Genomic DNA, 26,116 nt, shown 5'->3' with positions numbered 1-26,116 from the left:
TCAGACGCGGGCCAGCATCGCGAACGAGCCCCGGGCGAGGGCCTGCAACTCGGCCTCCGCCGAGGTCTCGTCCAGTGCGGCGCGGGGGTCGCCGGCGAGCGCGGTCACCACGTACGTCCTGCCCCCGGCGTCACGGGCGAGGAAGCCCATGGCGAGCACACCCGGCTCCGACCCGCCCTTGTACCAGACGGTGGGCCACGCCTTCGGGTCGAGCCCCAGCCCGGCGCCGCCGGCCGACAGGGCCTCGTCGAGGGGCGGCGTGTTCAGCGCCGACAGGCCCGCGTACGCGCGGCAGACGTCCTCCGGCGAGGCGAACCACTCCAGCCTGTCGATGTCCCTGGGCTTGTTCCACGGCTTCACCTCGGTCAGGGGCGTACGGGCGACGGTGGTGGCCAGGTAGCGGTACCGCCGGGAACGGTCGAGCGACAGGTACGTCTTCGCGAGGCGGGGATAGCCGGCGCCCTTGAGGAGGAAGAGCTCCCTGGTCGTGAGGAACGGCCGGTTCAGCGCCGCGTGGCCGGACCACCGCACTGCCTGGGCCTCCACACGGGCGCGGCCGACCTTGTCGATCAGCAGGTCGGCGCCCGTGTTGTCGCTGATCGAGATCATCAGCTTCGCTGCCTCGCGTACGGAGACCGTGCTGTTGTCCGGACGGTCCTGGAGCGTGCCGCTGGGCAGGCTCTTCAGCTCGGGCCGGATGGTCAGGGGCGTGTCCCAGGAGAGCCTGCCCTTCTTGACCTGCTCGGCCGTCGCGCCCAGCACGTACAGCTTGAACATCGAACCGAGCGGCCGGGGGGTGCGCGGCGCGACGGCGTGCACGGGACGGCATCCGCCGTCCGCGCGAACCTCGGCCGCCAGGAACCCCACCCGGGGCGCGAGCGCGTGCAGGCGCTTGTCCAGTTCGGCCCAGCTCCGCGGCGCCTCGCGCTGCTCCAGGCCGAACAGGAGCCCGGCGATCCGCCCGTCGCCGTCGACGGACATGGAGATCTGGAGACGTCCCTGGCCGGTCGTGACCACCCCGGTCAGGGAGGTGGGCGTGACGTCGGCCAGCGAGTCGAGCCGCAGGCCGCCCAGGCCCTGCAGGACCTCGTTGACCTGGGCCGGGGGAACCTGCGCGAGGAAGCCGGCGCTGAAGTGCGCCCTGATCTGGTCCTCGGGGATCGGCAGGGCGGCGGCCGCCGCCAGGAGCCAGCGAAGCTGCTCGCCCACCGGTGAGTGCGGAATGTCCGCTGTGCCGGTAGGGCTCGGCGTCGCGAGCGCCGCACCGGCGCTGACCGTGGCGGGAGCCGCACTGGCGCTGACGGCGGCGGGTGCGGCGGTGGTCGCCGCGGCGAGCGCGAGCGCCGCGCTCATGAGGGGAACGGTCCTGCTGCGCATCGATCTCGGCGCGATCGGCACGAGAAAGCTCCTTCGCGGTAGGGGGAATCCGGCGCCCGGGTGCGGGGCCGTCGGCGGTTCGCCGCGGCGGTGGGCGTCCACGTGATCCGACGCTAACGATCGCCGCGCCGTCCCGGTATCCGGCGGGCCCCCCGCCTGCGCGCTGCGGGAATCCGCACCGAATGTGAGGACAACCTCATGGACGGTGGACGCGCGCGCCCGTCAGGATGCCTGCCATGAAGTCCACGGCAGCGGCCCGGCCGCTCGCGGCGGGCATGGCCGCCGTCGCCGCCGCCGGGATCGTCGCCGGCGCGCTGCTCGAGACGGGGCTGCCGGTCCCCGCGTCGCAGTGGGCGTTCATGGTGATCGCCCTGCTCCTGCCCGCCCTCGGCTGGTTGATCGCGGCCCGGCGGCCGGACAACGCCTACGGCTGGCTGCTGCTGGCGGCCGCGGACTGTCTCGGGCTGGGCGGACTCGGCATCGGCCTGCTCATCCGGCTCGGCCCGGATCCGCACTGGCCGGTCGTCGTCGGCGCCGTGCTGAGCTCGGCGTTCCCGGTCTTCTACGGCCTGTCGTGGGTGTTCGTGCCGCTCCTGTTCCCCGACGGAAGGCTGCCGTCCCGGCGCTGGCGCGTCGTCGCGGTCGCGGCGGCCGCGGCGATCGCCGCGCACTGGCTGGGCGTGCTGTTCCTGCCCGCCGGATATCCGGAAGGGATCGAGCACGCCAACCCCCTCGGGCTGCGGGGACCGCTCGGCCTCGCCCCTGTGCTGCTGGTGACGGCCGGCCAGCTGGCCGCCTTCCTGCTGGCGCTGGTCGTGCTGGGCGGCCTTCTCACCCGTCTGCGGCGCAGCCGCCCGCCCGAGCGGGGCCGGCTCGGCTGGATGGTGGCGGGCCTGCTGGCCAATCTCGGTGCCTTCGTCGTGATCATGGTCGGGGGAGTGTCGGAAACGTACGACGCCGCCGACGTCGTCGGGGTGCTGGGCCTGGTCGGGGCGTTGCCGGCCGCCATAGGCGCCGCCGTGCTGCGGCACGACCTGCTCGACATCCGGGTCGGCGTCAAGGGCTCGCGTCTGTACCTCGTGTTCGACGTCCGTCCGACGGTCGACGAACTGCTGTCCCGCCTGGGCCCGGACCTGGAGGAGGCCGAGCCGGTCGAGCAGCTCGGCAGGCTGGCGCAGGCGGTGCGGGCGGGACTGGACGCCCGGTGGGCCGCCGTCGAGCTCGCGGACGGCACCCGCGTCGTGGCGGGGGAGGAGCGGGGCGAGGCCGTACTCACGGTCCCGGCCGGGCTGGGGCGCATCGGTTGCGGGCCCAAGACGGCGGGGCGGCTGACCCGCGACGACCGGCGGCTGCTCGCGGCCCTGGCCGTGCCGGTCGGGCTCGCGATCCGCAGCGCGGCGCTCGCCGCCCGGCTGGTGAACGCCCAGGAGGCCGAGCGGCGGCGGATCGAGCGCAACATCCACGACGGCGTGCAGCAGCAGCTCGTGGCGCTGATCGCCGGGCTGGAGCTGGCCCGCGCGACGGGGGGTGGAGCCGAGGCCCTGGCCCTGCTGCGGGAACAGGCCCGCCAGGCGCTGGCGGACCTGCGGGAGCTCGCGGCCGGCATCCATCCCTCCGTGCTGAGCCAGGGCGGGCTGGTGGAGGCCGTCGAGGGGCGGTGCTCGGGCCTGCCGGTCGCGACCACGGTGACGGCCGACCCGGCCCTGCGCGCCCGCAGGTTTCCCGACGAGATCGAGGGAGCGATGTATTTCGCGGTCAGCGAGGCGATCGCCAACGCGCTCAAGCACGCGGGGGCGTCGCGGATCGAGGTGCGGCTCTGGCACGACGGCGGCAGGCTCCAGGCGTCCGTGACCGACGACGGGACGGGGTTCGACCCCCGCGCCGTGGCCCGCCGCGGACTGGCCACGCTGGCCGACCGCATGGCGGCGCTCGGCGGCGGGCTGGAGACGGCGGCCGGGCCGGGAGAGGGGACGCGGGTGCGCGCCTGGGTGACCGCCGATGCCTGAAGGCGCCGCCGCGCCCGGCGCGGCGAGGCACCCGCGCAGGCTGCGCGCCCTGGTCGCCGACGATCACTACCTCGTGCGGGAGGGCACCCGGCAGTTGCTGGAGAGCTCGGGGGAGGTCGCGGTCGTCGGGGCGCTGGGAAGCGCGGAGGAACTCGTCGACGCGGCCAGGCGGCTCGATCCCGACGTGGTCGTCACCGACATCCGGATGCCGGGCGAGGGCTGGCGGCCGGGATTCGAGGGGATCGACGCCGCCCACCGGATCCGCGCGGCCGCTCCCCGCGTCGGCGTCGTCGTGCTGTCGCAGTTCGCCGACTCGATCTACGCCTTCGAACTGTTCAAGGGCGGCACCGAGGGCTTCGCGTACCTGCTGAAGGACCGGGTGGGGGACCTCGACGAGCTGCTCGGCGCGATCCGCTCGGTCGCCGAGGGCGGCTCGGTCATCGATCCCAAGGTGGTGGAGGGGCTGCTGGCGCGCCGCGCCGTACGGGGAGAGCGGGAGGCGTTCACGCCCCGGGAGCGTGACGTGCTGCGCGAGATGGCGCGCGGCAGGTCGAACGGCGGCATCGCGCGGGCGCTGTCCCTGTCGATCTCCGCGGTGGAGAAGAACGTGAACTCGATCTTCCTGAAGCTGGGGCTGGAGGCCAGCCCGGACATCCACCGCCGGGTCGCCGCCGTCCTCGCCTACCTCGGCGGTTCGTGATCCGCTCCGCCCTGGTGGGCCGGTGGCGCACCACCGCATGGGGTGCGCCACCGGCCCGGAATCAGCGGCCGGGAAATCAGCGGCCGACGGCGCGCAGGGCGTCGACGATGCCCCTGCCGTAGAAGCCGTTGGCGTCGGCGGTGCCCTCACAGGTGTGCGTGGCGGTCGCCGTGGTGCCGTCCGGCAGGTGACGGGTGTAGGTGTAGGCGGGCGGGTTCGGGCAGGCCGTCCTGGTGGCCGTGCCCTTGAGGATCGCCTCCACCTTGTCGGGGTCCATCGTCAGGCCGCCGTGGGCGCGGTCGTGCTTGCCGTACCGGCTGACGATCAGCGCCGCGACGCCCGCCGCGCGCGGTGAGGCCATCGAGGTGCCCTGCAGGTACTGGTAGTAGGCGCAGACCGAGCCCTTGCAGTCCTTCACCACGTACGGCACCGTCGGGTCGCCGTTCTCGTCGATCTCGCCGTTGGCGACGGCGAGCGCCTTGGGATAGGCCGAGAGCGTGGCCTTGGTGATGTCCCTCGTGTTGCCGGGGGTGTCGTAGACGTCGCCACCGGGCGAGGCCACGTCGACGTAGCCGTTGCCGTAGCTGGAGTAGTACGCCTTCCGCTTGCTGATGCCGGTCGAGGAGACCGCGATCACGTGCTCGGACTCGTTCGGCAGCGAGACGCACGACGGGGGGATGGTCCTGGTCCGCTCCGTCTGCTGGCCGGGGAAGGTGGCGTAGTCGGGGCTGCCGCCGTCGACGTTCGTCTTGGTGTAGTCGATCGCCTCGTTGCCCGCCGCGCTGACGAGCGTCACGCCGCGCGCGTGGGCGTAGTCGAGCGCCCGCTGGGTGGCGGCGATGTACAGCCGCTGCTGGGCCTGCTCCTCGGGGCTGTCGGCCGGGTTGTCGGCGCAGTTGAACAGCCACGGGTCGATGTAGTAGCTCATGTTGACCACGTCGACGCCGATGTCGCCCGCGTAGGTGAGGGCGTCGACGGTGGGCTGGAGGAAGAAGTAGCCCGAGTCCTGGCCGGCCCGCAGGTTCACGATCGTCACCTTCGGCGCGACGCCCGAGATGCCCAGCTTGTTGATGGGCGCGGCGATCGACGAGGCGACGTGGGTGCCGTGGCCGTCCTCGTCCACGTCGTTCGGGTCGGTGCAGGAGCCGTCGGGGTCCTCCTCGCACGGCCCGTCGATCGGGGCGCCGTTGGCGTCGGCGGGCAGGTCGACGGTGAAGTTCCGGCTCAGCCCGCGGTCGAAGTTGGGCGCGATGTCGGGGTGCGAGCCGTCGACGCCGGTGTCGAGGATGCCGACGAGGACGCGCTTGTCGCCCTGCTCGAACCTGTGGGCCTGATCCGCGTGGATCTGCTTCATGTCCCACTGCAGGTCGGCGAGCGGCTCGTCCTTGACGTTGCGGCCCCACTTGGGGCCCGTGGCGCCGCCGCGGCCCTCCTTCTCCACGGCCTTGCTCCTGGCCGCCTTCGCCACGGCCTTCCTCGCGGCGGCGGACGCCTTCGCGTCGTCCGGCGCGGTGCCGATCACGCGGTTGCGGGCGACCCCTTCGATGGCCGCCGCGCCCTGCAGGGCGTTGACGAAGTCGGCGTTGGCGGAGCTGACCGTGGCCAGCCCGACCTCCGCGTTCACCTTGATCACACTGCCGCCCGCCGCTTCGATCGCCTTCTGGGCGTCCGCCGCGGCCGCGCCTTCCTTGTACAAGACCACGTATTCGGTCTGGGTCGCCGACCCGGCGGCCGCCGGTACGGCCTGCGCGGGTGTGGCGAGGGTTGCCGCCACCATCGCCGCGGTCGCGGCGACGACTGTCAAGCGCTTCACATCCACCTCCGTGTGGACTTCGAGGGCGCTGACCATGGTTGAAGATTTCCTGGCTCTGTCAAAGGTCCGTGACAATTCGCGACCAAGGTGTGACATGACCGCCGGGGAGGCGGCCGGCTGGCCGGCCGGGGGAGCGGTGTGGCCGAATTTACTAGGACGTCCTAGTATTTTCTCGGAGAGTGAGACCCGGGGAGGGGTAGATGAAGCCGGATGCGACGAGCGCCGAGGCGACAGAGGCGGGGCGGGCCCGCTGGCAGGCGCGGTACGACGCCGCCTTCAAGCGGGACCGTGAGTTCCGGACCCTGTCGGGGCTGGAGGTGGACCCCGTCTACGGGCCGCCCGGGGACGATCCCCGACTGGAGCGCATCGGCTGGCCGGGGGAGTTCCCCTTCACCCGCGGCCTGTACGCCACCGGCTACCGCGGCCGCCCCTGGACCATCCGGCAGTTCGCCGGGTTCGGCAACGCCAGGCAGACCAACGAGCGCTACAAGATGATCCTCGGCGCCGGGGGCGGCGGCCTGTCGGTGGCGTTCGACATGCCGACGCTGATGGGCCGCGACTCCGACGACCCCCGCTCGCTCGGCGAGGTGGGCCACTGCGGCGTGGCGATCGACTCGGCCCTCGACATGGACCTGCTGTTCGACGGCATCCCGCTCGGCGAGGTCACCACGTCGATGACGATCAGCGGGCCCGCCGTACCGATCTTCTGCATGTACGTGGTCGCGGCCGAGCGGCAGGGCGTGCCGGTGGGCAGGCTGAACGGCACGCTCCAGACGGACATCTTCAAGGAGTACATCGCGCAGAAGGAGTGGCTGTTCGCCCCCGAGCCGCACCTGCGGCTGATCGGCGACCTGATGGAGTTCTGCGCCGCCGAGATCCCCGCGTACAAGCCGCTGTCGGTGTCGGGCTACCACATCCGCGAGGCGGGGGCCACGGCCGCGCAGGAGCTGGCCTTCACGCTCGCCGACGGCTTCGGCTACGTCGAGCTCGGCCTGTCGCGCGGCCTCGACGTGGACGTGTTCGCGCCGGGCCTGTCGTTCTTCTTCGACGCGCACATCGACTTCTTCGAGGAGATCGCGAAGTTCCGCGCCGCGCGGCGCGTATGGGCCCGCTGGATGCGCGACGTGTACGGCGCCCGCACCGAGAAGGCGCAGTGGCTGCGCTTCCACACCCAGACGGCGGGAGTGTCCCTGACCGCGCAGCAGCCGGACAACAACATCGTCCGCACCGCGATCGAGGCGCTGGCGGCCGTGCTCGGCGGCACCAACTCGCTGCACACCAACGCGCTGGACGAGGTGCTCGCGCTGCCGTCGGAGAAGGCCGCCGAGATCGCGCTGCGCACCCAGCAGGTGATCATGGAGGAGACGGAGGTCGTCAACGTCGTCGACCCGCTCGGCGGCTCCTGGTACGTCGAGGCGCTGACCGACCGGCTGGAGGCCGAGGCGGAGAAGATCTTCGCGAGGATCCGGGAGATGGGCGGCGACGGCACGATGACCGCCGGCATCCTGCGGGGCATCGAGGACGGCTGGTTCATGTCGGAGATCGCCGAGTCGGCCTTCGACTACCAGCGCAAGCTGGAGAAGGGCGACAAGCGGATCGTCGGCGTGAACTGCCACACCGCGACCGTGGAGCAGCCGCTGGAGATCCTGCGGATCAGCCACGAGGTCGAGGTCGAGCAGCGCAGGGTGCTGGCCGAGCGGCGCGCCGCGCGGGACCAGGCGGCCGTGGACGCGGCGCTGGCGGCCCTGCGCGCCGCGTCCAAGGGCGACGACAACATGATCCCGCCCATGCTGGAGGCCGTGCGGGCCGAGGCCACGCTGGGCGAGATCTGCGACGTCCTGCGTGAGGAGTGGGGCACCTACTCCGAGCCCGCCGCCTTCTGAAGTCCGGCCAGGCTTCTAGAGTCCGGCCAGGGCGGCGACGCGGTCGAGGAGGGCTTCGAGGGTCTTGTCGCCGGTGGCCGGGGCCATGACCGTCACCCGCAGGTGGCGGACGCCCCCGAGCTCGGTCGAGGTCAGGTGGAAGGAGCCCTCCTCCAGCAGGGTCTCGCGGATGGCGGCCTGGTCCCCGTCGCCGTAGCGGAAGCAGACGATGTTGCTCTCCGGCTCGTACGGGCAGTGGAAGCCGGGCCGCTCGCGGGCCAGTTCCCAGAAGCGGCGGGCCGTGGCGTACCGCCGCGCCACGTGCTCGCCGAGGCCGCGCTCACCCCGCCAGGCCAGGTTGAGGAAGACCTTCAGCCCGAGCGCGGCCTTGGTGCACTCCACGGTCCTGCCGATCAGGTCGAACCCCTGGTCGCCGTAGAACAGGTAGCTGGCCCGCTGCCGGAACGCGGCGTCCAGGTCGCCCTCCCGCCGGACGAGCACGGCCGCCGCGAGGGCGGAGGTGCGCAGCATCTTGTGCGCGTCCCAGATGACCGAGTCGGCCAGCTCGACGCCGTCGAGCAGGTGGCGGTGCTCCTCGCTGAGCAGCGCCGACGCTCCGTGCGCGCCGTCCACGTGGAACCACAGGCCGTGCTCGGCGCAGAACTCGCCGATGGGCCGCAGATCGTCGTACAGGCCGGTGCCGGTGGCGCACGCGGCCGCGACCAGGGCCATCGGCCGGCGTCCGGCCCGCCGCGCCCGGTCGAGGCCCTCGGGCAGCCGGGCCACGTCGATCCTGCCCAGGTCGTCCACGTCGAGCGGCACGACGGCGCGCTCGCCGAGGCCGAGGATCGCCGCCGCCCGGGTGACCGAGTAGTGCGCCGACGGCGGCGCGAGCACGGCGAGATCGCCGGGCACGCCCTCGGTCCACGCGTCCGGGGCGGCGGCGGCCCGCGCGGCGAGCAGCGCGGTCAGGTTGGCCAGCGACCCGCCGTGGGTGAGCACCCCGCCGCCCTCGGGGAAGCCGACCTTGCCGAGCATCCAGCGCAGCACCTCGAACTCGACCGTCGCCGCCGCGGCCCCCATCTCGTAGATCGCCATGGGGTTGTTGATCGCGCCGTGGACGAAGTCGGCCAGCGCGGCGGGGAAGTCGGGCGCGGCCGTCTGGTGGGCGAGGTAGGCCGGATGATGCAGCCGCGTGCCCTCCGCGAGATAGGCGTCGAGCCACTCCCGGTAGCTCTCCGGGGTCATGCCGCCCTCCCGGATCCAGCGGGTGAGCCCGAGCCGTCCGGCCAGCTCCCCGGGCGGCCTGCGGCGGATCACCGGCGCCGCCCCGTCCTGGCTCTCCCGCACGTACGCGGCGAGGCTCTGCACGGTCACCTCGGCGGCGTGGACGAAGTCGTCGATGTCCCAGGTGTGATTCGGGGTCATGCCGGGATGATGGCTGTAACAGACAGCCATTCGCCACACATGCCGAATCGACGAAGGAAACACACCGTGAGCGCCGAACTGGATTCGACCGACAAGAAGATCCTGGAGCTGCTGCAGAAGGACGCGCGGCTGCCCAACAAGGATCTCGCCGAGCGGGTCGGCGTCGCCCCCTCCACCGCTCTCGAACGCGTGCGGTCGCTGCGCCGGCGCGGCCTGATCACGGCCTTCCGCGCGGAGGTCGACACCCAGGCGCTCGGACGGCCGCTGGAGGCGCTGCTGGCGCTGCGCGTGCGGCCCCACACGAGCCAGCTGGTGGATCCGCTGCGGGCGTTCGTGCTCGGGCTCCCGGAGACGATCGCCCTGTTCCACGTGGCCGGCCCGCAGGACTTCCTGGTGCATGTCGCGGTGCCCGACGCCGATCACCTGCACCGCCTGATCCTCGAGCGCATCCTGGTCCGCCCGGAGATCGTCCATCTGGAGACCACACTGATCTTCCGCACCGAGCGCAGGACCGTCCAGGGCCCGGTGAGCTGAAGAGCCGGAGCGAGCCCCGTCTCAGACGCCCACGGTGCCGTCGACGCCCTCGCGCAGGAAGTCGGCGTGCCCGTTGTGCCGGGCGTACTCGTGGATCATGTGCAGCATGACCAGCCGCAGCGAGACCTCCTCGCCCCACCGGGGCTGGTAGGCCGTGACGTCGAGTGACTCCGCCGCCCGCTCGATCCTGCGGGAGTGCTCCACCTCCTCCTGCCAGACGGCGAACGCCTCCGCGCCGGTGGACCCGCTCGGGTCGTACGCCGCCTGGTAGTCGCCCTCCTCCGACCAGACGAGCGGCACGTCCTCCTTGGCGATCACACGGCGGAACCACGCGCGCTCGACCTCGGCCATGTGCCTGACCAGGCCGAGCAGCGTGAGCGTCGACGGCGGCATCGACCTGCGGCGCAGCTCCTCGTCCGACAGGCCTTCGCACTTCAGCGCGAGCGTGGCCCGGTGGTAGTCGAGGAACGCCCGCAGCATGTCGCGCTCACCGGCGACGGTCGGCGGGCCGATGCGTTCCACTGCCATGTCCTGCTCCCTCCACGCGGCAATCGTGCGCCGTTCACCCTACGGCGGGCGCCGGGCCGCCCGGATCGCCGGAGGAAGGCGGCGGGGATGGCACGGATCACGCGGGCGGGTACGGCAGGATTGGGGGTATGGCAGCGGAGTTCTCTCGACCTGGATCGCTCTACGGCGCCGTGGACCTCGGCGCGCGTAAGCAGGCACTCGAGGCGCAGGCGCGGCGTGAGGCCGCAGGGCCGTCCGGAGCCGCCTCGGCGGACGTCATCGAGGTGACCTCGGCCACCTTCAACACCGAGGTGGTGGAGCGCTCACTGAGCGTTCCCGTCATCGTCGAGGCGACGGTGAGCAGGGCCGAGCAGGTCCGGCAGTTCAGCGGCGTGATGGAGAAGCTGGCCGCGGAGGCGGCGGGCGCGTGGGTGCTGGCCAGGGTCGACGTGGAGGCCGACCCGCAGCTCGCCCAGGCGCTGCGGATGCGCGCGGTGCCCACCGTCTATCTGGCCTTCCAGGGGCAGCTCATGCCCCTGTTCGAGGGCCCGTTGCCGGAGTCGCAGCTCCGGCAGGCGCTGGCGCAGGTGTTCGAGCAGCTCGGCGTGGAGCTGGCCGCTCAGGGCGAGGACCAGCTCGCCGAGCCGCCGGTCGACCCCGAGCTCCTGGCGGCCGAGCAGGCCGTGGAGAAGGGCGACCTTGACGCCGCGGCCGCGGCGTACGAGCGCCTGCTGGCGAGGTCGCCGTCCGACGAGGGCGCGAAGATCGGCCTCGCGGGGGTCGGGCTGCTGCGGCGCACGCAGGACCTCGACCCGGCCGACGTGCTGCGCCGGGCCGCCGAGAACGCCGACGACGTGGACGCGCAGACCCGGGCCGCCGACCTTGAGATGGTTAACGGCCAGGTGGACGAGGCCTTCGATCGGCTCGTCGCGCTCGTGCGGCGCGTCAGGGGCGCCGACAGGGACAAGGCGCGGGTCCACCTGCTGGGGCTGTTCGACGCGCTGCCCGCCGACGATCCGTCGGTGTCGCGGGCGCGCAGGGCGCTGGCCAGCGCGCTCTTCTGACCGGTTCCCGCCCGCGCCCGCCCGGCCCCCGGGCACGGCGGTGCGCGGGCCGGGCGCGGCGCGTGGCGCAAACAGCACGGGCACGGGCTGAAACACCCCGCCGGTGGTGGCACGATGGATAGCACCCATGAGCCGTCCAGCCGGATGCGCGAGCGTGGCCGCCACGCGGAGGCCGCGCCCCACTGGAGCAGCCGGGAGAGCACGGCCAGGCATCACCCGCAAAGGAGCGGATAGACGTGGCCACCGTGCCCAGCGTGTCCTACTCGATCACCGTGCGCCTCGAGGTGCCCGCAGGGGGCAAGGCGGTCAGCCTGCTCACCCACGCGGTGGAGAACGCGGGCGGTGTGGTCACCGCCCTCGACGTGACCAACGCCGGTCACGAGAAGCTCCGCATCGACGTGACGTGCGCGGCCAAGGACGCCGACCACGTGCAGGCGATCGTGGACAGCCTCGGCGCGGTCGAGGACGTCGCGATCCACAAGGTCTCCGACCGGACCTTCCTCATGCACCTCGGCGGCAAGATCGAGATGCAGTCGAAGGTGCCCCTGCGCAACCGCGACGAGCTCTCGATGGCCTACACCCCGGGCGTGGCGCGGGTCAGCCTGGCGATCGCGCGCAACCCCGAGGACGCCCGCCGCCTCACGATCAAGCGGAACTCGGTCGCCGTCGTCACCGACGGCTCGGCCGTCCTCGGCCTCGGCAACATCGGCCCCGCCGCCGCACTGCCCGTGATGGAGGGCAAGGCCGCCCTGTTCAAGCGGTTCGCCGGCATCGACGCCTGGCCCATCTGCCTCGACACCCAGGACGTGGACGAGATCGTCGCGACCGTGCGGGCCATCGCGCCGGGCTTCGGCGGCATCAACCTGGAGGACATCTCGGCCCCGCGCTGCTTCGAGGTGGAGCGGCGGCTGCGCGAGCTGCTCGACATCCCGGTCTTCCACGACGACCAGCACGGCACCGCCATCTGCGTGCTCGCCGCGCTGACCAACGCGCTGAAGGTCGTCCGCAAGGAGCTCTCCGAGGTGCGGATCGCGATGGCCGGCGCCGGCGCGGCCGGCACCGCCGTCCTGCGCCTGCTGCTGGCGGCCGGGGCGAGGAACGTCGTCGTCTGCGACTACCGCGGAGCGGTGCACCTCGGCCGCGACGACCTCGACGACTCGCTGCGGTGGATCGCCGAGCACACCAACAGCGAGGGGTACGGCGGCGACCTGCGCGGCGCGGTCAAGGGCGCCGACGTCTTCATCGGCGTCTCCGCGCCGGGGATCCTCACCGGGGACGACGTCGCCGCCATGGCGCAGGACGCGGTGGTGTTCGCGCTGGCCAACCCCGAGCCGGAGGTGTCCCCCGACGACGCCCGCGAGCACGCGGCGGTCGTGGCCACGGGCCGGTCGGACTACCCCAACCAGATCAACAACGTGCTGGCGTTCCCGGGCGTGTTCCGCGGCCTGCTCGACGCCCAGGCGGACGGGGTCACACAGGAGATGCTCCTCGCGGCGGCCCGCGCGCTGGCCGCGGTCGTGACCAGCGAGGAGCTCGGCCCCAACTACATCATTCCCAGCGTCTTCCACCCCGACGTGGCCAACGCGGTGGCGGCGGCCGTACGAGAGTCGGCCGGCGGCAGGGCGCGCGGCTTCACCGAGGCCTAGGAGGATTCGCGAACGGTGGCGTCGCCGTCACGGTAAGTAATATGACGCGGCAAACCGGGGTCGGCGTACACGAATCCGCAATCCTCCCTCATGATGGGATGTATGGCGGAGGCGATCTACGTCGGCGGGTTGCTTGTAGCGACGCCACTGCTCGACGACCCCAACTTCCGGCGTAGCGTGGTGCTCGTCCTGGAGCACGACGAGGACGGCGGCACCTTGGGTGTGGTCCTCAACCGGCCCAGTGAGATCGCCGTGACCCAGGTCTTACCGTCCTGGGACGCCCTGGTCACGGGTCCTCCGGTGCTGTTCGAGGGGGGCCCGGTGCAGACGGACAGCGCGCTCGCGCTCGCCGTCGTGCTCAGCGGCGAGGAGCCGCTGGGCTGGCGCCGGCTGCAGGGCAGGGCGGCGGTCTCGCGCCTCGGCACGGTGGACCTCGACGCGCCCCCGGAGATCCTGGCGGGGGAGATCTCCCAGATGCGGATCTTCGCGGGCTACGCGGGCTGGACCGGCGGACAGCTCGAGAACGAGCTCCAGGAAGGCGCCTGGTACGTCGTGGACTCCGAGCCGGGGGACACCTTCCACCCGAACCCGGCCACGCTGTGGCGCACCGTGCTGCGCAGGCAGAAGGGGGACCTGGCGCTGGTCGCCACCTTCCCCGACGACCCCCTGCTCAACTGACCCCCGGCACGCCCCGCCCCGGGCCGCGCGGAGACACGCGGAGGCCGGACGCGGGGAACGCGCCCGGCCGTGGGTGACACGCCGCGTCTCAGCTCGCGGTGCAGCTCACCGCCGGCACCGCGTTGGTGCCGTTCGAGGAGCCGAGGAACCCGAACGAGGTGGACGCTCCGGCGCCGAGGCCGCCGTTGTAGCTCACGTTCTTGGCCGTGATCGTGGATCCGCTCGACGTCACCGTGGCGTTCCACACCTGGGTGATCGTCTGACCGTTGGCGTACGTCCAGGTCACGGTCCAGCCGGAGATGGCGCTGGCGCCGGCCTTGACGGTCACCTCGCCCTGGAAGCCGCCGCTCCACTGGTTGGCGACCTTGTACGTCGCCGAGCAGCCCTTGGCGCCGCCGCTCGGGGACGGGCTGGGGCTCGGGGACGCGCTCGGCGAGGCGCTGGGGGACGCGGACGGGCTGGGGGAGGCGGACGGGCTGGCCGACGGGCTCACCGGCGGCTGGCCGCTGTAGATCGTCGCCTCCGTGGCGGTCGGCTTGATGCCGTTGGCGCCGTTGAAGAGCCGCTGGCCCCACGAGGTGAGCTGGCCGACGTCGAAGTTCGTCACCTGGTCCAGGTATTCGACGCCGCCGCCGTTGCCGCTCCACGACCAGCCGAGGTAGCCGACGCCCCGCGACTGGGCCTGCGCCATGATCGTGTCCTCGTCGGGGTCGCCGTCCGAGTGCATGTTGCCGAACTCGCCGATCACCAGCGGCAGGCCGGCGGTCTGGAACGCCTGGAGGTAGCCGGTGACCTCGGCCGCCGTGTCGAAGACGCCGTACATGTGGATCGAGAAGACGGTGTTCTTCAGGGTGTCGGCGGCGAAGACCGAGGCGGCGTTGTCGCGCATGACGAACTGCCAGTCCTGGCCCCAGTTCGGCGCGTCGACCATCAGCAGGTGCTGGAATCCGGCCGCCCGCATCCTGCTGATCGCGGTCTTGGTCGCGCTGGTCCAGGCGGAGGGGTTGTTGTTGCCGTACGGCTCGTTGCCGATGTTGATGACGACGTAGTTCTCCTGGCCGGTCAGCACGCTCTTGAGGCCGACCCAGTAGTCGACCGCCTGGTCGAGCGTGTACGCGCCGCTCTGCTCGCCGTAGCCGGTGGTGTCGTGGTTCTCGAGCACGCAGATTAACCGGTTCTGCTTGCACAACGCGATGACGTTGGCGACGTCGCTCGCCGAGTTGGCCGTCCAGCGGCCGCCGCTCAGCACGACGCGCACGGTGTTCGCGCCCAGGGACTTGATGTTCGCGAACGAGCTCGTCTGGCTCGGATACCAGGTGTGGGCGTGGCTGGTGCCCCGCATGATGAACTGGTTTCCGTTGGCTTCGAGGATCTTCGTGCCGCTGACGTGGAGTCCGGTCGCGGCCTGCGCACTCTGGGTCATGGCGAGCACTGACATCAGGAGGGCGAGGAGGGCCGCGCCCGCGGCGATGAAACGTGTTCTCATTCTGTACCTCGGGTGGGGGTCTCGGCGCCGGTGGAAGCGCCGCACGCACCATAGGCAGGGGGAGCCGGGGCCGTACAGGAGACGGCTCTCGCGGGGTCGTCGACGGGCCCGGCCCCTACTGAACCGGTTCGGCGGGCGTGCCGCCGGACCAGCGCGGTCTCCCACCGCGGGCTCTCACCTGGGCCGCGTCATCCCGATGAAACGTTCACCGATCGGCCGGTGCCCGGGAGCGTGGAGGTCGCCGGTAGAGTCGGCTGCCATGCCCGATCTCGGCGTGCCCGGACCGCCCGATCTCGGCGTGCCCGAACCCCGCTGGGCGCCCCCGGGCGCCGTACGGTTCGTCGGCGGCGCGCCCGTCGCCCTGGTGGCGCCCGGAGCGGGGCTGCCGTCGCTGCCCGCGGCCGTGGCCGACATGGCGACGCTGCGCCACATCGACCTCGACGGGAACGCGCTCACGGCGTTGCCCGGCTGGATCGGGCGCCTGGAGCGGCTGCGGGTCCTGCTGCTCTACGGCAACCGGATCGCGACTCTCCCGCCCGAACTGGGCCGTCTCGCCTCGCTCGAACACCTCAGCGCGGGGCGCAACGCGCTGACCGCGGTGCCGGACGCGCTGTGGCGGCTGAGCCGGCTGCGGTCGCTCAACCTGGCGGAGAACGAGATCGCCGGCCTTCCTCCCGGCCTCGGCCGCCTCCGCGAGCTACGCATGCTCGACCTGGGGCACAACCGGCTGCGCGAGGTGCCCGCGGAGATCGGCGACCTGCCCCGCCTCACGGACTACCTCTACCTGAGCGACAACGGCTTCACCTCGGTGCCCGCCTCGCTGGGACGGCTCGACCGGCTCGGCTACCTCAACCTCGCGGAGAACCGGCTGACCGCGCTACCCGAGACCATCGGCGGCATGACCGGCCTGCACGAGCTGCGTGTCCACGACAACCGGCTGGCCGCGCTGCCCGAGGCGATCGGCCGCCTGGCCGGGCTGCGCGAGCTGCACCTCAGGAACAACCGTCTCACCGCGCTGCCCGAGGCGATCGGAGGGCTGCGCGCGCTGCGTCACCTGGACCTGCGCGGCAACCCCCTGGAACGGCTGCCCGGCTCGGTCGTACGCCTGACGGAGCTGACCCACCTCGACCTGCGGTCGACCCCTCTCGCCACGCTGCCCGACGGGCTCGCGGAGCTGCCGCGGCTGGAGAAGCTCGACCTGCGGTGGATCAAGTTCGACGAGGTCCCCTCTTGCGTCCGTCCGCTGCGCGAGCGCGGGTGCGTCGTCCTCCTGTGAGGACGTGCCGAGACGTCAGCCCGGGGCCGGGGCCGGGGCTGAGACGCGCTCGCCCGCCCCGGAGCGTACGGGCTGGTCCCAGCCGGGACACAGGGAACGCTCGGCCAGCGCGAGCAGGTCCTCCAGCCGCCGCGCCAGTACGGCGGGGTCCTGCGTGCGCTCGTCGAAGCAGGCGAGGGCCACGCTGACGAAGACGGCCACGATGAACTGCGGCTGCAGGTCGCACGGGTCCGCTCCCAGCCTGCGGGCCACCTCGGCGACCAGCTTGCGCTCGTTCTCCTTCACCAGCCGCATGGTCCCGGCGAGCAGGGCGGGCGTGGAGTGCACGACCTTCTGGCAACGCAGGTACCTGCCTGCCTCCGTGTCGTCCGCCTCTCGTAGCATCTTCAGCAACGACCGCATCGCCTGGCACAGGGCGGTGAACGGCGACTCCGACTCGGGACGTGAGGCCAGTTCGGCGAGGAGCATCCGCTGCTCGTCGGCGGTCAGCGAGAGCGCCACGTCCTCCTTGGAGGCGAAGTACCGGAAGAACGTCCTGGGCGAGACCTCCACCTCGGCGGCGATCTGGTCGATCGTCGTCGCCTCGTAGCCCCTGGTGAGGAAGAGGTCGAGGGCCGCGTCGATCAGCGCGTCCCGCGTCCGCTGCTTCTTGCGTTCGCGTAGACCCACGGCGGTCACCTCCTCGAAACTGCCGGTTCACAAACTCTCAGATGTCACCGTATGTCGGATAAAAGGATTTGTCATCTGTCATCGACTGACATAAATTACTGCCGGTCGACACAGTGGTGCTAAGGGGGAATCTCCATGACTCAAGCCGTATCGGTGGATGCCGACGCGCCTCCAGGACGAGGCCAGGGGCATCCATGGCTCACGCTGCTCGCCGTCTCGCTCGGCGTCATCATGGTCATGCTCGACGGCACGGTCGTGGCGATCGCGAACCCGGTCATCCAGGTCGAACTCAAGGCGACGCTGGCGGACCTGCAGTGGGTGACCAGCGGTTACCTGCTCGCGCTGGCGGTCTTCCTGATCACCGCCGGCAAGCTCGGCGACCTGTTCGGGCACAAGCGCGTCTTCTTGATCGGCGTCGCGGGTTTCGCGCTGACCTCGCTCGCCATCGGCCTGTCGTCCTCGATCGGCGTGCTGATCGCGCTGCGGGTGCTGCAGGGACTGTTCGGCGCGCTGCTCCAGCCCGCCGCGCTCGCGTTGCTCCGGTCGGCGTTCCCCGGTGAGAAGCTGAACATGGCCATGGGCGCGTGGGGTGCGATCATCGGCCTGTCGAGCGCGGCGGGCCCGATCATCGGCGGGCTCCTGGTGGAGAACGTGAGCTGGCAGTCGGTGTTCTTCATCAACGTGCCGGTGGGCGCGGCGGCTCTCGCCTTCGGGCTGTGGGCGCTGAAGGAGAGCAAGGCGCAGACCCTGTCCCGGGTCGACTGGCTCGGCGTCCTGCTGCTGACGTGGGTGATGTTCGATCTGGTGTGGGCCATCATCAAGGCTCCCGAGTGGGGCTGGGGCGACGCCAAGACGATCCTCTTCCTCGCCGGCGCCGTGGTGTTCGGGGCCGTGTTCGTGTTCTGGCAGTCGAGGGCGAGCGAGCCGCTGCTGCCGCTGAGCCTGTTCCGCAACGCCTCGGTCTCGATCGGGACCGTCCTCATGATCCTCATGTCGTTCGCGATGTTCGGCGCGATGTTCTTCCTCACGTTCTTCTTCCAGGGAGTGCACGGGCTCACGCCGCTCGACTCCGGCCTGCGGATGCTGCCCATGAGCGCCGGCATGATCGTCGCCTCGCCCATCGCGGGCGTCCTGATCGGCAAGCTCGGTCCGAAGATCACCATCGCGGGCGGCATGGTGATCAGCGCCTTCGCGATGTTCCTCATGTCGCGGCTGAGCGTCGAGGCCGCCTTCGCCGACAGCGCGATCCCGTTCGTGCTGCTCGCGTTCGGCCTGTCGCCGGTCTTCGTCGGTGCCACGGAGATCATCGTGGGCAACGCGCCGGAGGAGCTGAGCGGCGTCGCGGGCGGCGTGCAGAACTCCGCGATGCAGGTCGGCGGCGCGCTCGGCACCGCCATCCTGGGCGCGGTCGTGTCCGCCAAGGTGGCCGACGTGCTGCCCGGGTACCTCGGTCCGGCGGCGGCCGCCGTCCCGCCCGCCCAGATGGAGGGCCTGAAGGCTCTGGCCTCGGTGGGGCAGGCCCCGCCCGGGCTGACCGGGCCCGTGGCCAAGACGCTGGCCGACGCGGCGCACCTGTCCTTCATGGACGGCCTGCACCTCGGCTTCGTCGTGAGCACGGCGGTCGCCCTCGCCGCGGCGGTCCTGGCCCTGTTCGTCAAGGCCGGCCGCAAGACCGAGGGCGCCCCGGTCCACATGGGCTGACGTCCGGTCCCCTCCGTACGGCCCCCGCCACCCCGGCGGGGGCCGTACGCGCGTCAGGGCCGGGGCCGCCCGCTCGCTCAGTAGACTTGGTATCCGTGAGCGGCACGAAGATTCTTCCCGAGAGCGACGTAACACCCCGGCTCTCGCACGGCGACGGTGACCACGAGCGCTTCTCGCACTTCGCCGACAAGAACAAGATCACTGAGAGCTACGTGACCGGCGCGCCGGTGCGGGCCCTGTGCGGCAAGGTCTGGGTGCCCAGCCGCGACCCGAAGAAGTATCCGGTCTGCCCGGAGTGCAAGGAGATCTACGAGGGGTTGCCCAAGGGCGAACCGTCCGGCGAGTGAGTGTCGATACGGGATCATCGCCTCCCCGGCGGCTAGGGTCAGCCTTCTGACCAGCCGTATCGGGGGAACGAATGGTTCGGCGACCCATCGCCGTCTTCCTTGCATGCCTTTACGCGCTGGGCGGCGCCTGCGCCGCCCCGGCGTCCGCCGCCTCCCGGGCGGCCGGTGGTCTCACCGGCGCCGGACTGCGCGGATCGCCCGCCTCCCGGCCGGACGCCTGTCTCGTCCGTCACGCCGTCGCGCAGCGCCGGCACGGCGTAGGGGCGCTCACGCACGCCCTGGAGCCGCGTGAGCCGGGCCCGGACGAGGTCGCCCGGATGGCGGCCGACCTGGCCCGCAGGCTCGGCACCCCGCAGCCGAGAAGCACCGCGCAGCCCGGAGTCATCCCGCAGCAGGGAGCCACGGCGCGGCCGGGGAGCGTTGCGAGTGACCGGCGGAGCGTTGCCGGAGCCGTCGAGCGGATCACCGTCCCGGTGTGGGTGCACATCATCAGGGACCACGTGCTCGGCCTGCCCGACGCCGCCGTCTCCCGGCAGATCGCCGTGCTGAACACCGCCTACTCCGGCGGGTACGGCGGGGCCGACACCGGCGTGCGCTTCGAGCTCAAGGGCATCACGCACACCGACAACCGGAACTGGTTCCGCGACCCCCTCGGCTACGAGGAGCCGATGAAGAAGAAGCTGCGGGCCGGGGGTCCGGAGACGCTCAACCTGTACATCGCCCAGCTGAGCCGGCTCGTGCTCGGCTACTCCACCTACCCGTACTGGTACGACGACGAGCCCGTGCTGGACGGCGTGGTGATCGACTGGCGGAGCGTCCCCGGCGGCCCGCTGCGCGACTTCGCCAGAGGCTTCACCGCCGTGCACGAGATCGGCCACTGGCTGGGCCTGCTGCACACCTTCGAGAACGGCTGCAAGGCCCCGGGCGACTCGGTGGACGACACCCCCGCCGAGGCGTACCCGACGAACGGCTGCCCCGCCAAGAAGGACACCTGCCCCGCATCGGGCGGCGATCCGATCCACAACTTCATGGACTACGCGCAGGACCGCTGCATGCGCGAGTTCACGGCGGGCCAGGGCGTACGCGTCCACCAGATGTGGGACGCCTATCGCCGCCCCGCCCCGCAGGGAACCGACGCGGGGCTGAAGAAGGCCGCCGCGGGGCTTCAGGAGGTCGCCGCGGACGGCGCGGACGGCCCCACCGACCCTGTGCCGAGCCTCGCCGCCGCACAGGGCCCTGAGGACCCGGCCGACGACGCTCAAGGCGATGCGGAGTCGCCGCGAGGAACAGGGCGATGACGAATCGGCCGGAGCCGTTGACGTCGCGGCGCGGGTGTGAGTAACTCCACAGCAGCGTTCATGGTCACGAAGTCTCGCGCCCGGCCCTGAGCGCCGAGTCGCTCGCCGGTTCCGTCCCACGCGCCCGGCCAGGCCGCCCGGGGAGGCTTTGTGGATGACCAGTGGATGCGCCGGGTCTGGCCCCCCGCCGAGGAGGGGTCCCGGCCGTCCAAACAGGGCCCCACTCGCCCGTACGGCGTCCCGGACGGGTCGCCGCGGTCGTCCACGCCGCCCGCGTCCCCCCAGTGGCCCTCACGGCCGTATGGCGGCCGTGAGCCGGACCGGGACTCCGCGGAGGAGAGCCTCACCGGCCTGTACGGCGCGCCGGTCGCCGAGCGCGAGGTCGACCGCCCCGTCTGGCCCTCACTGGGCCTGGAGTCCCCGGAGCCCGAGGACGACCTGCCCCCCTCGGCCCGCCGCTACCGCGCGCCCGAGACGCCGCCCCGCCCGATGCCGCGGTGGCTGCGGCGCCTTCTCGTCGGCGGCCTCGCGCTGGTCTGCTCGGCCGCCGTCATCGGCGCGGTGGTGGTCACGGTCCTGCACCGCGCCGAGAGCGCGCCCCCCACGGTGATCCACGATCAGATCGCCGGGGTCGCCTACACGTTGCCGCCGCAGTGGCGGGAGGGGGTGGTCGCGCCCGTGACGGGTTTCACCTCCGTCGCCGCGCGCGGGGACAGCGCCACGGTCATGGCCCGGCCCGGCGACCGGGTGGACCCGCCCAACCTGCGGTCGGCCGTCATCGACCTGAGCGATCTCTACGCGCAGCTGCTGCTGCACGGGGACAAGGTCGAGGTGCTGGACGACCGCGCGGTGACCGTCGGCGGGCGGCCAGGTCACACGCGGGCCGTACGGGCGGAGTACACCGACGTGGTGAACGAACCCGCCTTCATGCGGGTGACCCTGCTGACCCGGCCGGACGGCGGCAGCACGGTCCTGCTCGGACTGGCCCATCCCGACCGTCCCCAGTCACGCGCCGAGATCGAGGGCCTGATGTGGGGAGCCCGCTGATGCCCCGCGGGCGGCTCGGGCGGCGGTGGATCGGATGATCCGGGACGACGCGGGGCGACGGCATGCCACGGCCTCCCGGAGGTCATCGCTCGTCGAAGGGGCTGTCTCCGGGAGGCCGTGGGTTCACACCGGCATAACGGCCGACGCGGTTCCCCGCCGTAGACGCGGCTCAGCGCATGACGACCCGCACGACGAGATCACGACGTCGCCCGATCGGCCGACCGCTTCTCAGGCGGCGCGCGACCGCGAGTCTCGGTGGCCTTGGATGGTGTCGTTCAGCGAGTGGGCTGATTCGCGAAGCCGGCGGCTCCGGACGATCCACTGCCGCCCAGTCCGATGGGAACGTCGGCGGGTCCGAACGACCGGCTGCCGGATGTGGCGGGTCCGAGCCCTCCGGCTCCGGGCGCTGTGGTGGGAACGTCGGCGGGTCCGAACGATCCGGGGTTGGCCAGCAGTGTGGTCGGTTCCGGTTCTCCGACGACGCTGATCCGCTCGCCGTCTCGGCGATCGTGCGCCTGCTGCGCCGCGACGGCGGGCAGGGCGGCCAGGGGCACCAGGCCGGCCGCCACGACCGCCGCTGCCAGGACTGACCGGCTGTGCGTCTCCCTTCGCGGGTTCTCTGTCATGTCTGCGATCCAACGCGTGATCAGCATGTGGGCCTCCTATCGAGATGGCGATCCCGTTCTATGTCGCGTGGCCGCGATGACGTTCACTCGCCACGCCGGGATGGCCGCTCCTGACCGAGAGCTTGATTTGTTCGTGGCGCGTGTCACGGTTCCACCGGCCAAGCCGGGGCGTATCGGATCGGCTCCGAAATTCCATAGGAAGCGTCGTGAATCGTCGCAAAAAGACGACGAGACGGGCGGGCGTGGAAAGATTTATAGAAAGTGGTCGGCTTTGAACTAGCCGTAACTTATGTTTGCCGTGCACCGAAAGGTGTCTCAGTGCCTTCGTTCCCATTGAGGGGTAGCTTCGGGGCTGCATCGCTCGAGAACGCGGTGACCCGGAAAGTCCAATTCTCGTCATTGGGAGGGAAATCAATTGATTTCTCGTAGGAGCACTTCGGTTTCAGGCCCGCACACCGTCGGTCGCCTCCTTACCTGGGCCGCCGCGACGACGGTGGCCGGTGCGCTTGTGGGACTGTCGGCTCCGCTGGCCGCCAGTGCCGACACCGCGACGACGAGGCCTGCCACGGAGCGCCAGCTCAGCGCGCCGGCGTCGGTGCCGCTTCACGTCAACGGGAACGACCCGAAGCGCGGGCGGGAGCCGGTCCGGTGGCTCGACTCCACCATCGTCTCGCGGGGCATGCCCAATGGTCCGGTCAACTTCGCCGTGTCCGCCAACAACGGGGCCCCGTTCGTCTTCGACCCGCGTAGCGAGCCGCTGGGCTGGCAGAGCCTGCGGCGCGTGCCGGGTAGCCGGGGAGCTTTCGTGACCAACATCACCGCGACCGAGGACGCAGGTTCGGAGACCGGCGGGACCCTCGCGATCGTCGCGCGGACGTCCGACAGCAACATCTTCTTCACGATCTGCAACGTGAGGAACGCTCTTCCGCAGGCGCCCGCGCCCTTGCCGTGCAGCCCCTGGCAGCGTCTGCGCGACTGACGGCGGACAGGACGAACTCACGACCACGGACCGACGGCCCGCAGGAGTCCAAATCTCCTGCGGGCCGCTCGCGGTTATTGACCGGTGACGGCCGGCAGGTCGGGCCGCATCCTCGTTTCCCGCGTCCGGTGACTGCCGGGGCAAATGCGCGAACCTTCGCTTGGGCGGCCGATATGACGGTAGGCGACTGTTTTCCCCGAAACGGCTTTGAGATAGGCATGACATCTGTTTGCCGGTATTCGATAGGTGGCTCGCTGTCCGCGTTTCTCTGGACAGGTATCTTCGAGGTCGCATCGCACGAAAACGCGGTGAACCCGAAAAGACCAATTCTCACCTTGGGGGGAAATGAAATTGGTTTCTCATAGGAGCGGCTCGGCCTCTGGTTCGCGTGGCGCCGGTCGCCTGCTGATGTGGTCCGCCGCGGTGGCGGTGACCTGTGCGACCGTGAGCCTGTCGGGCTCCTTCGCGGCGAGCGCCGCCCCGGCGAAGACCGCCCCCGCCGCGCCCTCGGCGACGAACCCTCAGGGCGGGGAGAAGAAGACCATTCCCTACCCGCGTCTCGACTCGGCGAACATCATCACCACTTTCACCGTGCCGGCAACGACCGGGACCGCCGTGACCCCGCTCACCTCGAACACCTTTACCGGGTCGGCGCGCAGGGGCCGCGTGTTCGTCAACGACGGCACGGGCTGGGCCGACATCACCTCGGTGTTCAGCCCGGGATACCTGTACGACATCACGCTGGCCCCCTCGCCAAGCACAGGTTTCACGCCCAACGGCACCACCGCTCTTTCCAACCTCGGAGCGAGCGGCATTCCGGCGGGGCGGCTGCGGGTCACCGTGCGGAAGGCCGACGGGGGCATCTACTACTCGGACTGCAGCGTCGCGAGCACAAGCGGTGCCTCGACCCTTCCGCTGACCGCCACCGACTGCACCAGGGCGACGCGCCTGTGACGACGAGCGCGGTCGGCTAGCCGATGTCGGGGCGGGGGACGCGGATACCGGACGGCTTCGCGGGCCCCCGCCCCGATCGTTCTTAAGGCGCCGATGTGCGGTCTCGGGTAGGGCTCGCCGGTGCGCGGCCGGAGGGCCTACCTCGGCGCCCGATCCTGACGCTGTGGGGATTGCCACACCGGGCTATTTCGGACCACCCTGCGCGTGGGCGGCACGTCTTGTCGGTCGGGCGGGCTAGTCTGAATCCACTGTGAGGGAGCGAACCGATAGAGACACCAGTGTTCCGATGAGTTCGGGGAGGCGTCGTTGAGCGTTTCGGCCGCGTCCCACCTCTCCCCGTCCTACCCCGACAGAGCCGCCTGGGGCACCGCCCCGAAGCTGCGCGCATGGCAGCAGCAGGCCTACGACCTCTACTTCAGCCGCGAGCCGCGCGACTTCCTGACCGTCGCCACCCCTGGCGCCGGCAAGACGACGTACGCACTGCGGATCGCCAGCGAACTGCTCAGCCGCGGGGTCGTGCGCGCCATCACGATCGTCACCCCCACCGAGCACCTCAAGCGGCAGTGGGCCGACGCCGCGGCCCGGGTCGGGATCAGCATCGACCCCGAGTTCAAGAACAGCCAGGGCGCCACCTCGCGCGACTACGTCGGCGTCGCGGTCACCTACGCGCAGATCGCCATGCACCCGGCGCTGCACCGGGCCCGCACCGAGGCGCGCAAGACCCTGGTGATCTTCGACGAGATCCACCACGCCGGCGACGCGAAGTCGTGGGGCGACGGCGTCCGCGAGGCGTTCGAGCCCGCGACCAGGCGCCTGGCGCTGACCGGCACGCCGTTCCGGTCCGACGACAGCCCGATCCCGTTCGTCACCTACGTGGAGGACGGCGAGGGGGCGATGCGAAGCGTCTCCGACTACTCCTACGGGTACGGCCCGGCCCTGGCCGACGGCGTCGTCCGGCCGGTCATCTTCCTGGCGTACTCGGGGGAGATGAAGTGGCGCACGCGCGCGGGCGACGAGATCGCCGCCACGCTCGGCACGCCGCTGACCAAGGACCAGCTCTCGCAGGCGTGGCGGGCCGCCCTCGACCCGAAGGGCGACTGGATCCGCCAGGTCATCCACGCGGCAGATCGCCGCCTCACCGAGGTGCGGCGGGGCGTGCCCGACGCGGGTGGCCTGGTCATCGCCTCCGACCACGAGGCGGCCCGGGCTTACGCGCGCCACATCCGCGCGGTTACCGGCGAGGGCGCCGAGGTCGTGCTCTCCGACGACCCGGGAGCGTCCAAGAAGATCAAGGACTTCGGCGCCTCCGACCGGCGCTGGCTGGTCGCGGTCCGGATGGTCTCCGAGGGCGTCGACATCCCCCGGCTGTGCGTCGGGGTCTACGCCACGAGCACCTCGACCCCGCTGTTCTTCGCCCAGGCCGTCGGGCGTTTCGTCCGCGCCCGCAAGCGGGGGGAGACCGCGTCGGTCTTCCTGCCCTCGGTGCCCGTCCTCATGGGCCTGGCGGGCGAGATGGAGGAGGAGCGCGACCACGTGCTGGGCCGTCGTCGCGACGAGGACGGCCTCGACGACCTGCTGCTGGAGCAGGCCCAGCAGGAGAAGAAGCAGCCCGACGCGCTCGGCGACGAGCTGCCTTTCCAGACGTTGGAGGCCTCGGCGACCTTCGACCGGGTGCTGTTCGACGGCGGTGAGTTCGGCACCGCCGCCGCGCCCGGCTCGCCGGAGGAGGAGGACTTCATCGGCCTGCCCGGCCTGCTGGAGCCCGACCAGGTGGCCTCGCTGCTGCGCAAGCGCCAGGCCGACCAGCAGGCGGCCAAGCGCAAGACCAAAAAGAGCGAGGAGCGTGCTCCGGCTCTCGCGCCGCACGAGCAGCTCGCCGAGCTCCGCAAGGAGCTGAACGGCCTCGTCGGCGCGTGGAACCACCGCACCGGCCAGCCGCACGGCGTCATCCACGCCGAGCTGCGCCGCGCCTGCGGCGGCCCCGCCATCGCGCAGGCCACCGCCGAGCAGGTCCGCGAGCGCATCGCGATGATCCGCAAGTGGGCGACCCAGCGCAGGTGACCGCGCGGCACGCCGGGCCCGCCCGCCCCACAGGCTGAGGCGGCGCGCCCGGCCCGC

At 71.7% G+C, this 26,116-nt stretch carries 22 protein-coding genes; 15 read left to right on the top strand and 7 right to left on the bottom strand.

Annotation, left to right across the window (positions count from 1 at the left end; genetic code table 11):
* Complete coding sequence (locus ABZ860_RS24805) at positions 1-1,398, bottom strand: serine hydrolase (RefSeq protein ID WP_357224295.1); 1,398 nt, start codon at positions 1,396-1,398, stop codon at positions 1-3.
* 215 nt (positions 1,399-1,613) lie between these two features.
* Here ABZ860_RS24805 and ABZ860_RS24800 point away from each other — a divergent pair, with 215 nt between their 5' ends.
* Both ABZ860_RS24800 and ABZ860_RS24795 read left to right on the top strand, forming a co-directional pair.
* Positions 1,614-3,383, top strand: a complete 1,770-nt coding sequence (locus tag ABZ860_RS24800; RefSeq protein ID WP_357224293.1) for a histidine kinase — start codon at positions 1,614-1,616, stop codon at positions 3,381-3,383.
* A complete protein-coding gene (locus tag ABZ860_RS24795; RefSeq protein ID WP_357224291.1) occupies positions 3,376-4,083 on the top strand; it encodes a response regulator transcription factor in 708 nt (235 codons plus the stop codon). The genes ABZ860_RS24800 and ABZ860_RS24795 overlap by 8 nt, the downstream gene beginning before the upstream one ends.
* Before the next feature lie 76 nt (positions 4,084-4,159).
* On the opposite strand, the gene ABZ860_RS24790 is transcribed toward ABZ860_RS24795, so the two are convergent.
* Complete coding sequence (locus tag ABZ860_RS24790) at positions 4,160-5,896, bottom strand: S8 family serine peptidase (RefSeq protein ID WP_357224290.1); 1,737 nt, start codon at positions 5,894-5,896, stop codon at positions 4,160-4,162.
* A gap of 200 nt (positions 5,897-6,096) precedes the next feature.
* Between ABZ860_RS24790 and ABZ860_RS24785 the strand changes: the two genes are divergently transcribed.
* A complete protein-coding gene (locus tag ABZ860_RS24785; protein ID WP_357224287.1) occupies positions 6,097-7,779 on the top strand; it encodes a methylmalonyl-CoA mutase family protein in 1,683 nt (560 codons plus the stop codon).
* A gap of 15 nt (positions 7,780-7,794) precedes the next feature.
* Here ABZ860_RS24785 and ABZ860_RS24780 read toward each other — a convergent pair whose 3' ends face one another.
* Positions 7,795-9,186 carry a pyridoxal-dependent decarboxylase gene (locus tag ABZ860_RS24780; RefSeq protein ID WP_357224285.1) on the bottom strand — a complete coding sequence of 464 codons (1,392 nt, stop codon included), beginning with the start codon at positions 9,184-9,186 and terminating at the stop codon, positions 7,795-7,797.
* 66 nt (positions 9,187-9,252) lie between these two features.
* Here ABZ860_RS24780 and ABZ860_RS24775 point away from each other — a divergent pair, with 66 nt between their 5' ends.
* Entirely contained in the window at positions 9,253-9,720 is a 468-nt protein-coding gene (locus ABZ860_RS24775; RefSeq protein WP_357224282.1) for an Lrp/AsnC family transcriptional regulator, read from the top strand.
* A 21-nt stretch (positions 9,721-9,741) separates the two neighbouring features.
* On the opposite strand, the gene ABZ860_RS24770 is transcribed toward ABZ860_RS24775, so the two are convergent.
* The gene (locus ABZ860_RS24770) at positions 9,742-10,248 is read right to left on the bottom strand and encodes a DinB family protein (protein ID WP_357224281.1); all 507 of its coding nucleotides are present in this window, start codon (positions 10,246-10,248) and stop codon (positions 9,742-9,744) included.
* A 128-nt stretch (positions 10,249-10,376) separates the two neighbouring features.
* Between ABZ860_RS24770 and ABZ860_RS24765 the strand changes: the two genes are divergently transcribed.
* The 3 genes from ABZ860_RS24765 to ABZ860_RS24755 all read left to right on the top strand — a co-directional run bounded on the left by ABZ860_RS24765 (position 10,377) and on the right by ABZ860_RS24755 (position 13,615).
* Positions 10,377-11,291: a tetratricopeptide repeat protein gene (locus ABZ860_RS24765; protein WP_357224278.1), complete on the top strand. Its 915-nt coding sequence runs from the start codon at positions 10,377-10,379 to the stop codon at positions 11,289-11,291.
* A gap of 236 nt (positions 11,292-11,527) precedes the next feature.
* Positions 11,528-12,937, top strand: a complete 1,410-nt coding sequence (locus tag ABZ860_RS24760; RefSeq protein ID WP_357224276.1) for an NAD-dependent malic enzyme — start codon at positions 11,528-11,530, stop codon at positions 12,935-12,937.
* Between the two features lie 102 nt (positions 12,938-13,039).
* On the top strand, positions 13,040-13,615 hold the full coding sequence (locus ABZ860_RS24755; RefSeq protein ID WP_139575901.1) for a YqgE/AlgH family protein: 576 nt from the start codon (positions 13,040-13,042) through the stop codon (positions 13,613-13,615).
* Between the two features lie 88 nt (positions 13,616-13,703).
* Here ABZ860_RS24755 and ABZ860_RS24750 read toward each other — a convergent pair whose 3' ends face one another.
* Positions 13,704-15,101, bottom strand: coding sequence for a cellulase family glycosylhydrolase (locus ABZ860_RS24750; protein WP_357224273.1), 1,398 nt, complete (start codon positions 15,099-15,101; stop codon positions 13,704-13,706).
* 259 nt (positions 15,102-15,360) lie between these two features.
* Between ABZ860_RS24750 and ABZ860_RS24745 the strand changes: the two genes are divergently transcribed.
* Positions 15,361-16,377 carry a leucine-rich repeat domain-containing protein gene (locus ABZ860_RS24745; RefSeq protein WP_357224272.1) on the top strand — a complete coding sequence of 339 codons (1,017 nt, stop codon included), beginning with the start codon at positions 15,361-15,363 and terminating at the stop codon, positions 16,375-16,377.
* A gap of 15 nt (positions 16,378-16,392) precedes the next feature.
* Here the strand turns inward: ABZ860_RS24745 and ABZ860_RS24740 are convergent, their stop codons facing one another.
* Positions 16,393-17,046: a TetR family transcriptional regulator gene (locus tag ABZ860_RS24740; RefSeq protein ID WP_357224269.1), complete on the bottom strand. Its 654-nt coding sequence runs from the start codon at positions 17,044-17,046 to the stop codon at positions 16,393-16,395.
* Between the two features lie 135 nt (positions 17,047-17,181).
* Here ABZ860_RS24740 and ABZ860_RS24735 point away from each other — a divergent pair, with 135 nt between their 5' ends.
* From ABZ860_RS24735 to ABZ860_RS24720, 4 genes are all read left to right on the top strand, one after another.
* The gene (locus tag ABZ860_RS24735; RefSeq protein WP_357224267.1) at positions 17,182-18,747 is read left to right on the top strand and encodes a DHA2 family efflux MFS transporter permease subunit; all 1,566 of its coding nucleotides are present in this window, start codon (positions 17,182-17,184) and stop codon (positions 18,745-18,747) included.
* 86 nt (positions 18,748-18,833) lie between these two features.
* A complete protein-coding gene (locus tag ABZ860_RS24730) occupies positions 18,834-19,094 on the top strand; it encodes a DUF3039 domain-containing protein (RefSeq protein WP_030510937.1) in 261 nt (86 codons plus the stop codon).
* 71 nt (positions 19,095-19,165) lie between these two features.
* A complete protein-coding gene (locus tag ABZ860_RS24725) occupies positions 19,166-20,392 on the top strand; it encodes a zinc metalloprotease (RefSeq protein WP_357224264.1) in 1,227 nt (408 codons plus the stop codon).
* A gap of 150 nt (positions 20,393-20,542) precedes the next feature.
* On the top strand, positions 20,543-21,439 hold the full coding sequence (locus tag ABZ860_RS24720) for a hypothetical protein (RefSeq protein WP_357224263.1): 897 nt from the start codon (positions 20,543-20,545) through the stop codon (positions 21,437-21,439).
* A gap of 275 nt (positions 21,440-21,714) precedes the next feature.
* On the opposite strand, the gene ABZ860_RS24715 is transcribed toward ABZ860_RS24720, so the two are convergent.
* Positions 21,715-22,092, bottom strand: a complete 378-nt coding sequence (locus ABZ860_RS24715; RefSeq protein WP_357224261.1) for a hypothetical protein — start codon at positions 22,090-22,092, stop codon at positions 21,715-21,717.
* Between the two features lie 481 nt (positions 22,093-22,573).
* On the opposite strand from ABZ860_RS24715, the gene ABZ860_RS24710 reads away from it, so the two are divergent.
* The 3 genes from ABZ860_RS24710 to ABZ860_RS24700 all read left to right on the top strand — a co-directional run bounded on the left by ABZ860_RS24710 (position 22,574) and on the right by ABZ860_RS24700 (position 26,059).
* Positions 22,574-23,044 (top strand): hypothetical protein, encoded by a 471-nt coding sequence (locus ABZ860_RS24710; protein ID WP_357224259.1) that lies wholly within the window; start codon positions 22,574-22,576, stop codon positions 23,042-23,044.
* 423 nt (positions 23,045-23,467) lie between these two features.
* Positions 23,468-23,998: a hypothetical protein gene (locus ABZ860_RS24705; protein WP_357224256.1), complete on the top strand. Its 531-nt coding sequence runs from the start codon at positions 23,468-23,470 to the stop codon at positions 23,996-23,998.
* Positions 23,999-24,304: 306 nt separating this feature from the next.
* A complete protein-coding gene (locus tag ABZ860_RS24700; RefSeq protein ID WP_357224254.1) occupies positions 24,305-26,059 on the top strand; it encodes a DEAD/DEAH box helicase in 1,755 nt (584 codons plus the stop codon).
* Positions 26,060-26,116 lie beyond the last annotated feature (57 nt).

The organism is Microbispora sp. NPDC046973, assembly GCF_040644495.1.
Lineage (GTDB): Bacteria > Actinomycetota > Actinomycetes > Streptosporangiales > Streptosporangiaceae > Microbispora.
Note: the sequence above shows the minus strand (reverse complement) of the source record. Positions and strands in the feature narration are given on the sequence as shown.

Coding starts and splice junctions, on each gene's coding strand:
- ABZ860_RS24800 (WP_357224293.1), top strand. CDS start 1,614: ATGAAGTCCACGGCAGCGGCCCGGCCGCTCGCGGCGGGCATGGCCGCC.
- ABZ860_RS24795 (WP_357224291.1), top strand. CDS start 3,376: ATGCCTGAAGGCGCCGCCGCGCCCGGCGCGGCGAGGCACCCGCGCAGG.
- ABZ860_RS24785 (WP_357224287.1), top strand. CDS start 6,097: ATGAAGCCGGATGCGACGAGCGCCGAGGCGACAGAGGCGGGGCGGGCC.
- ABZ860_RS24780 (WP_357224285.1), bottom strand. CDS start 9,186: ATGACCCCGAATCACACCTGGGACATCGACGACTTCGTCCACGCCGCC.
- ABZ860_RS24770 (WP_357224281.1), bottom strand. CDS start 10,248: ATGGCAGTGGAACGCATCGGCCCGCCGACCGTCGCCGGTGAGCGCGAC.
- ABZ860_RS24765 (WP_357224278.1), top strand. CDS start 10,377: ATGGCAGCGGAGTTCTCTCGACCTGGATCGCTCTACGGCGCCGTGGAC.
- ABZ860_RS24755 (WP_139575901.1), top strand. CDS start 13,040: ATGGCGGAGGCGATCTACGTCGGCGGGTTGCTTGTAGCGACGCCACTG.
- ABZ860_RS24750 (WP_357224273.1), bottom strand. CDS start 15,101: ATGAGAACACGTTTCATCGCCGCGGGCGCGGCCCTCCTCGCCCTCCTG.
- ABZ860_RS24745 (WP_357224272.1), top strand. CDS start 15,361: ATGCCCGATCTCGGCGTGCCCGGACCGCCCGATCTCGGCGTGCCCGAA.
- ABZ860_RS24735 (WP_357224267.1), top strand. CDS start 17,182: ATGACTCAAGCCGTATCGGTGGATGCCGACGCGCCTCCAGGACGAGGC.
- ABZ860_RS24725 (WP_357224264.1), top strand. CDS start 19,166: ATGGTTCGGCGACCCATCGCCGTCTTCCTTGCATGCCTTTACGCGCTG.
- ABZ860_RS24715 (WP_357224261.1), bottom strand. CDS start 22,092: ATGCTGATCACGCGTTGGATCGCAGACATGACAGAGAACCCGCGAAGG.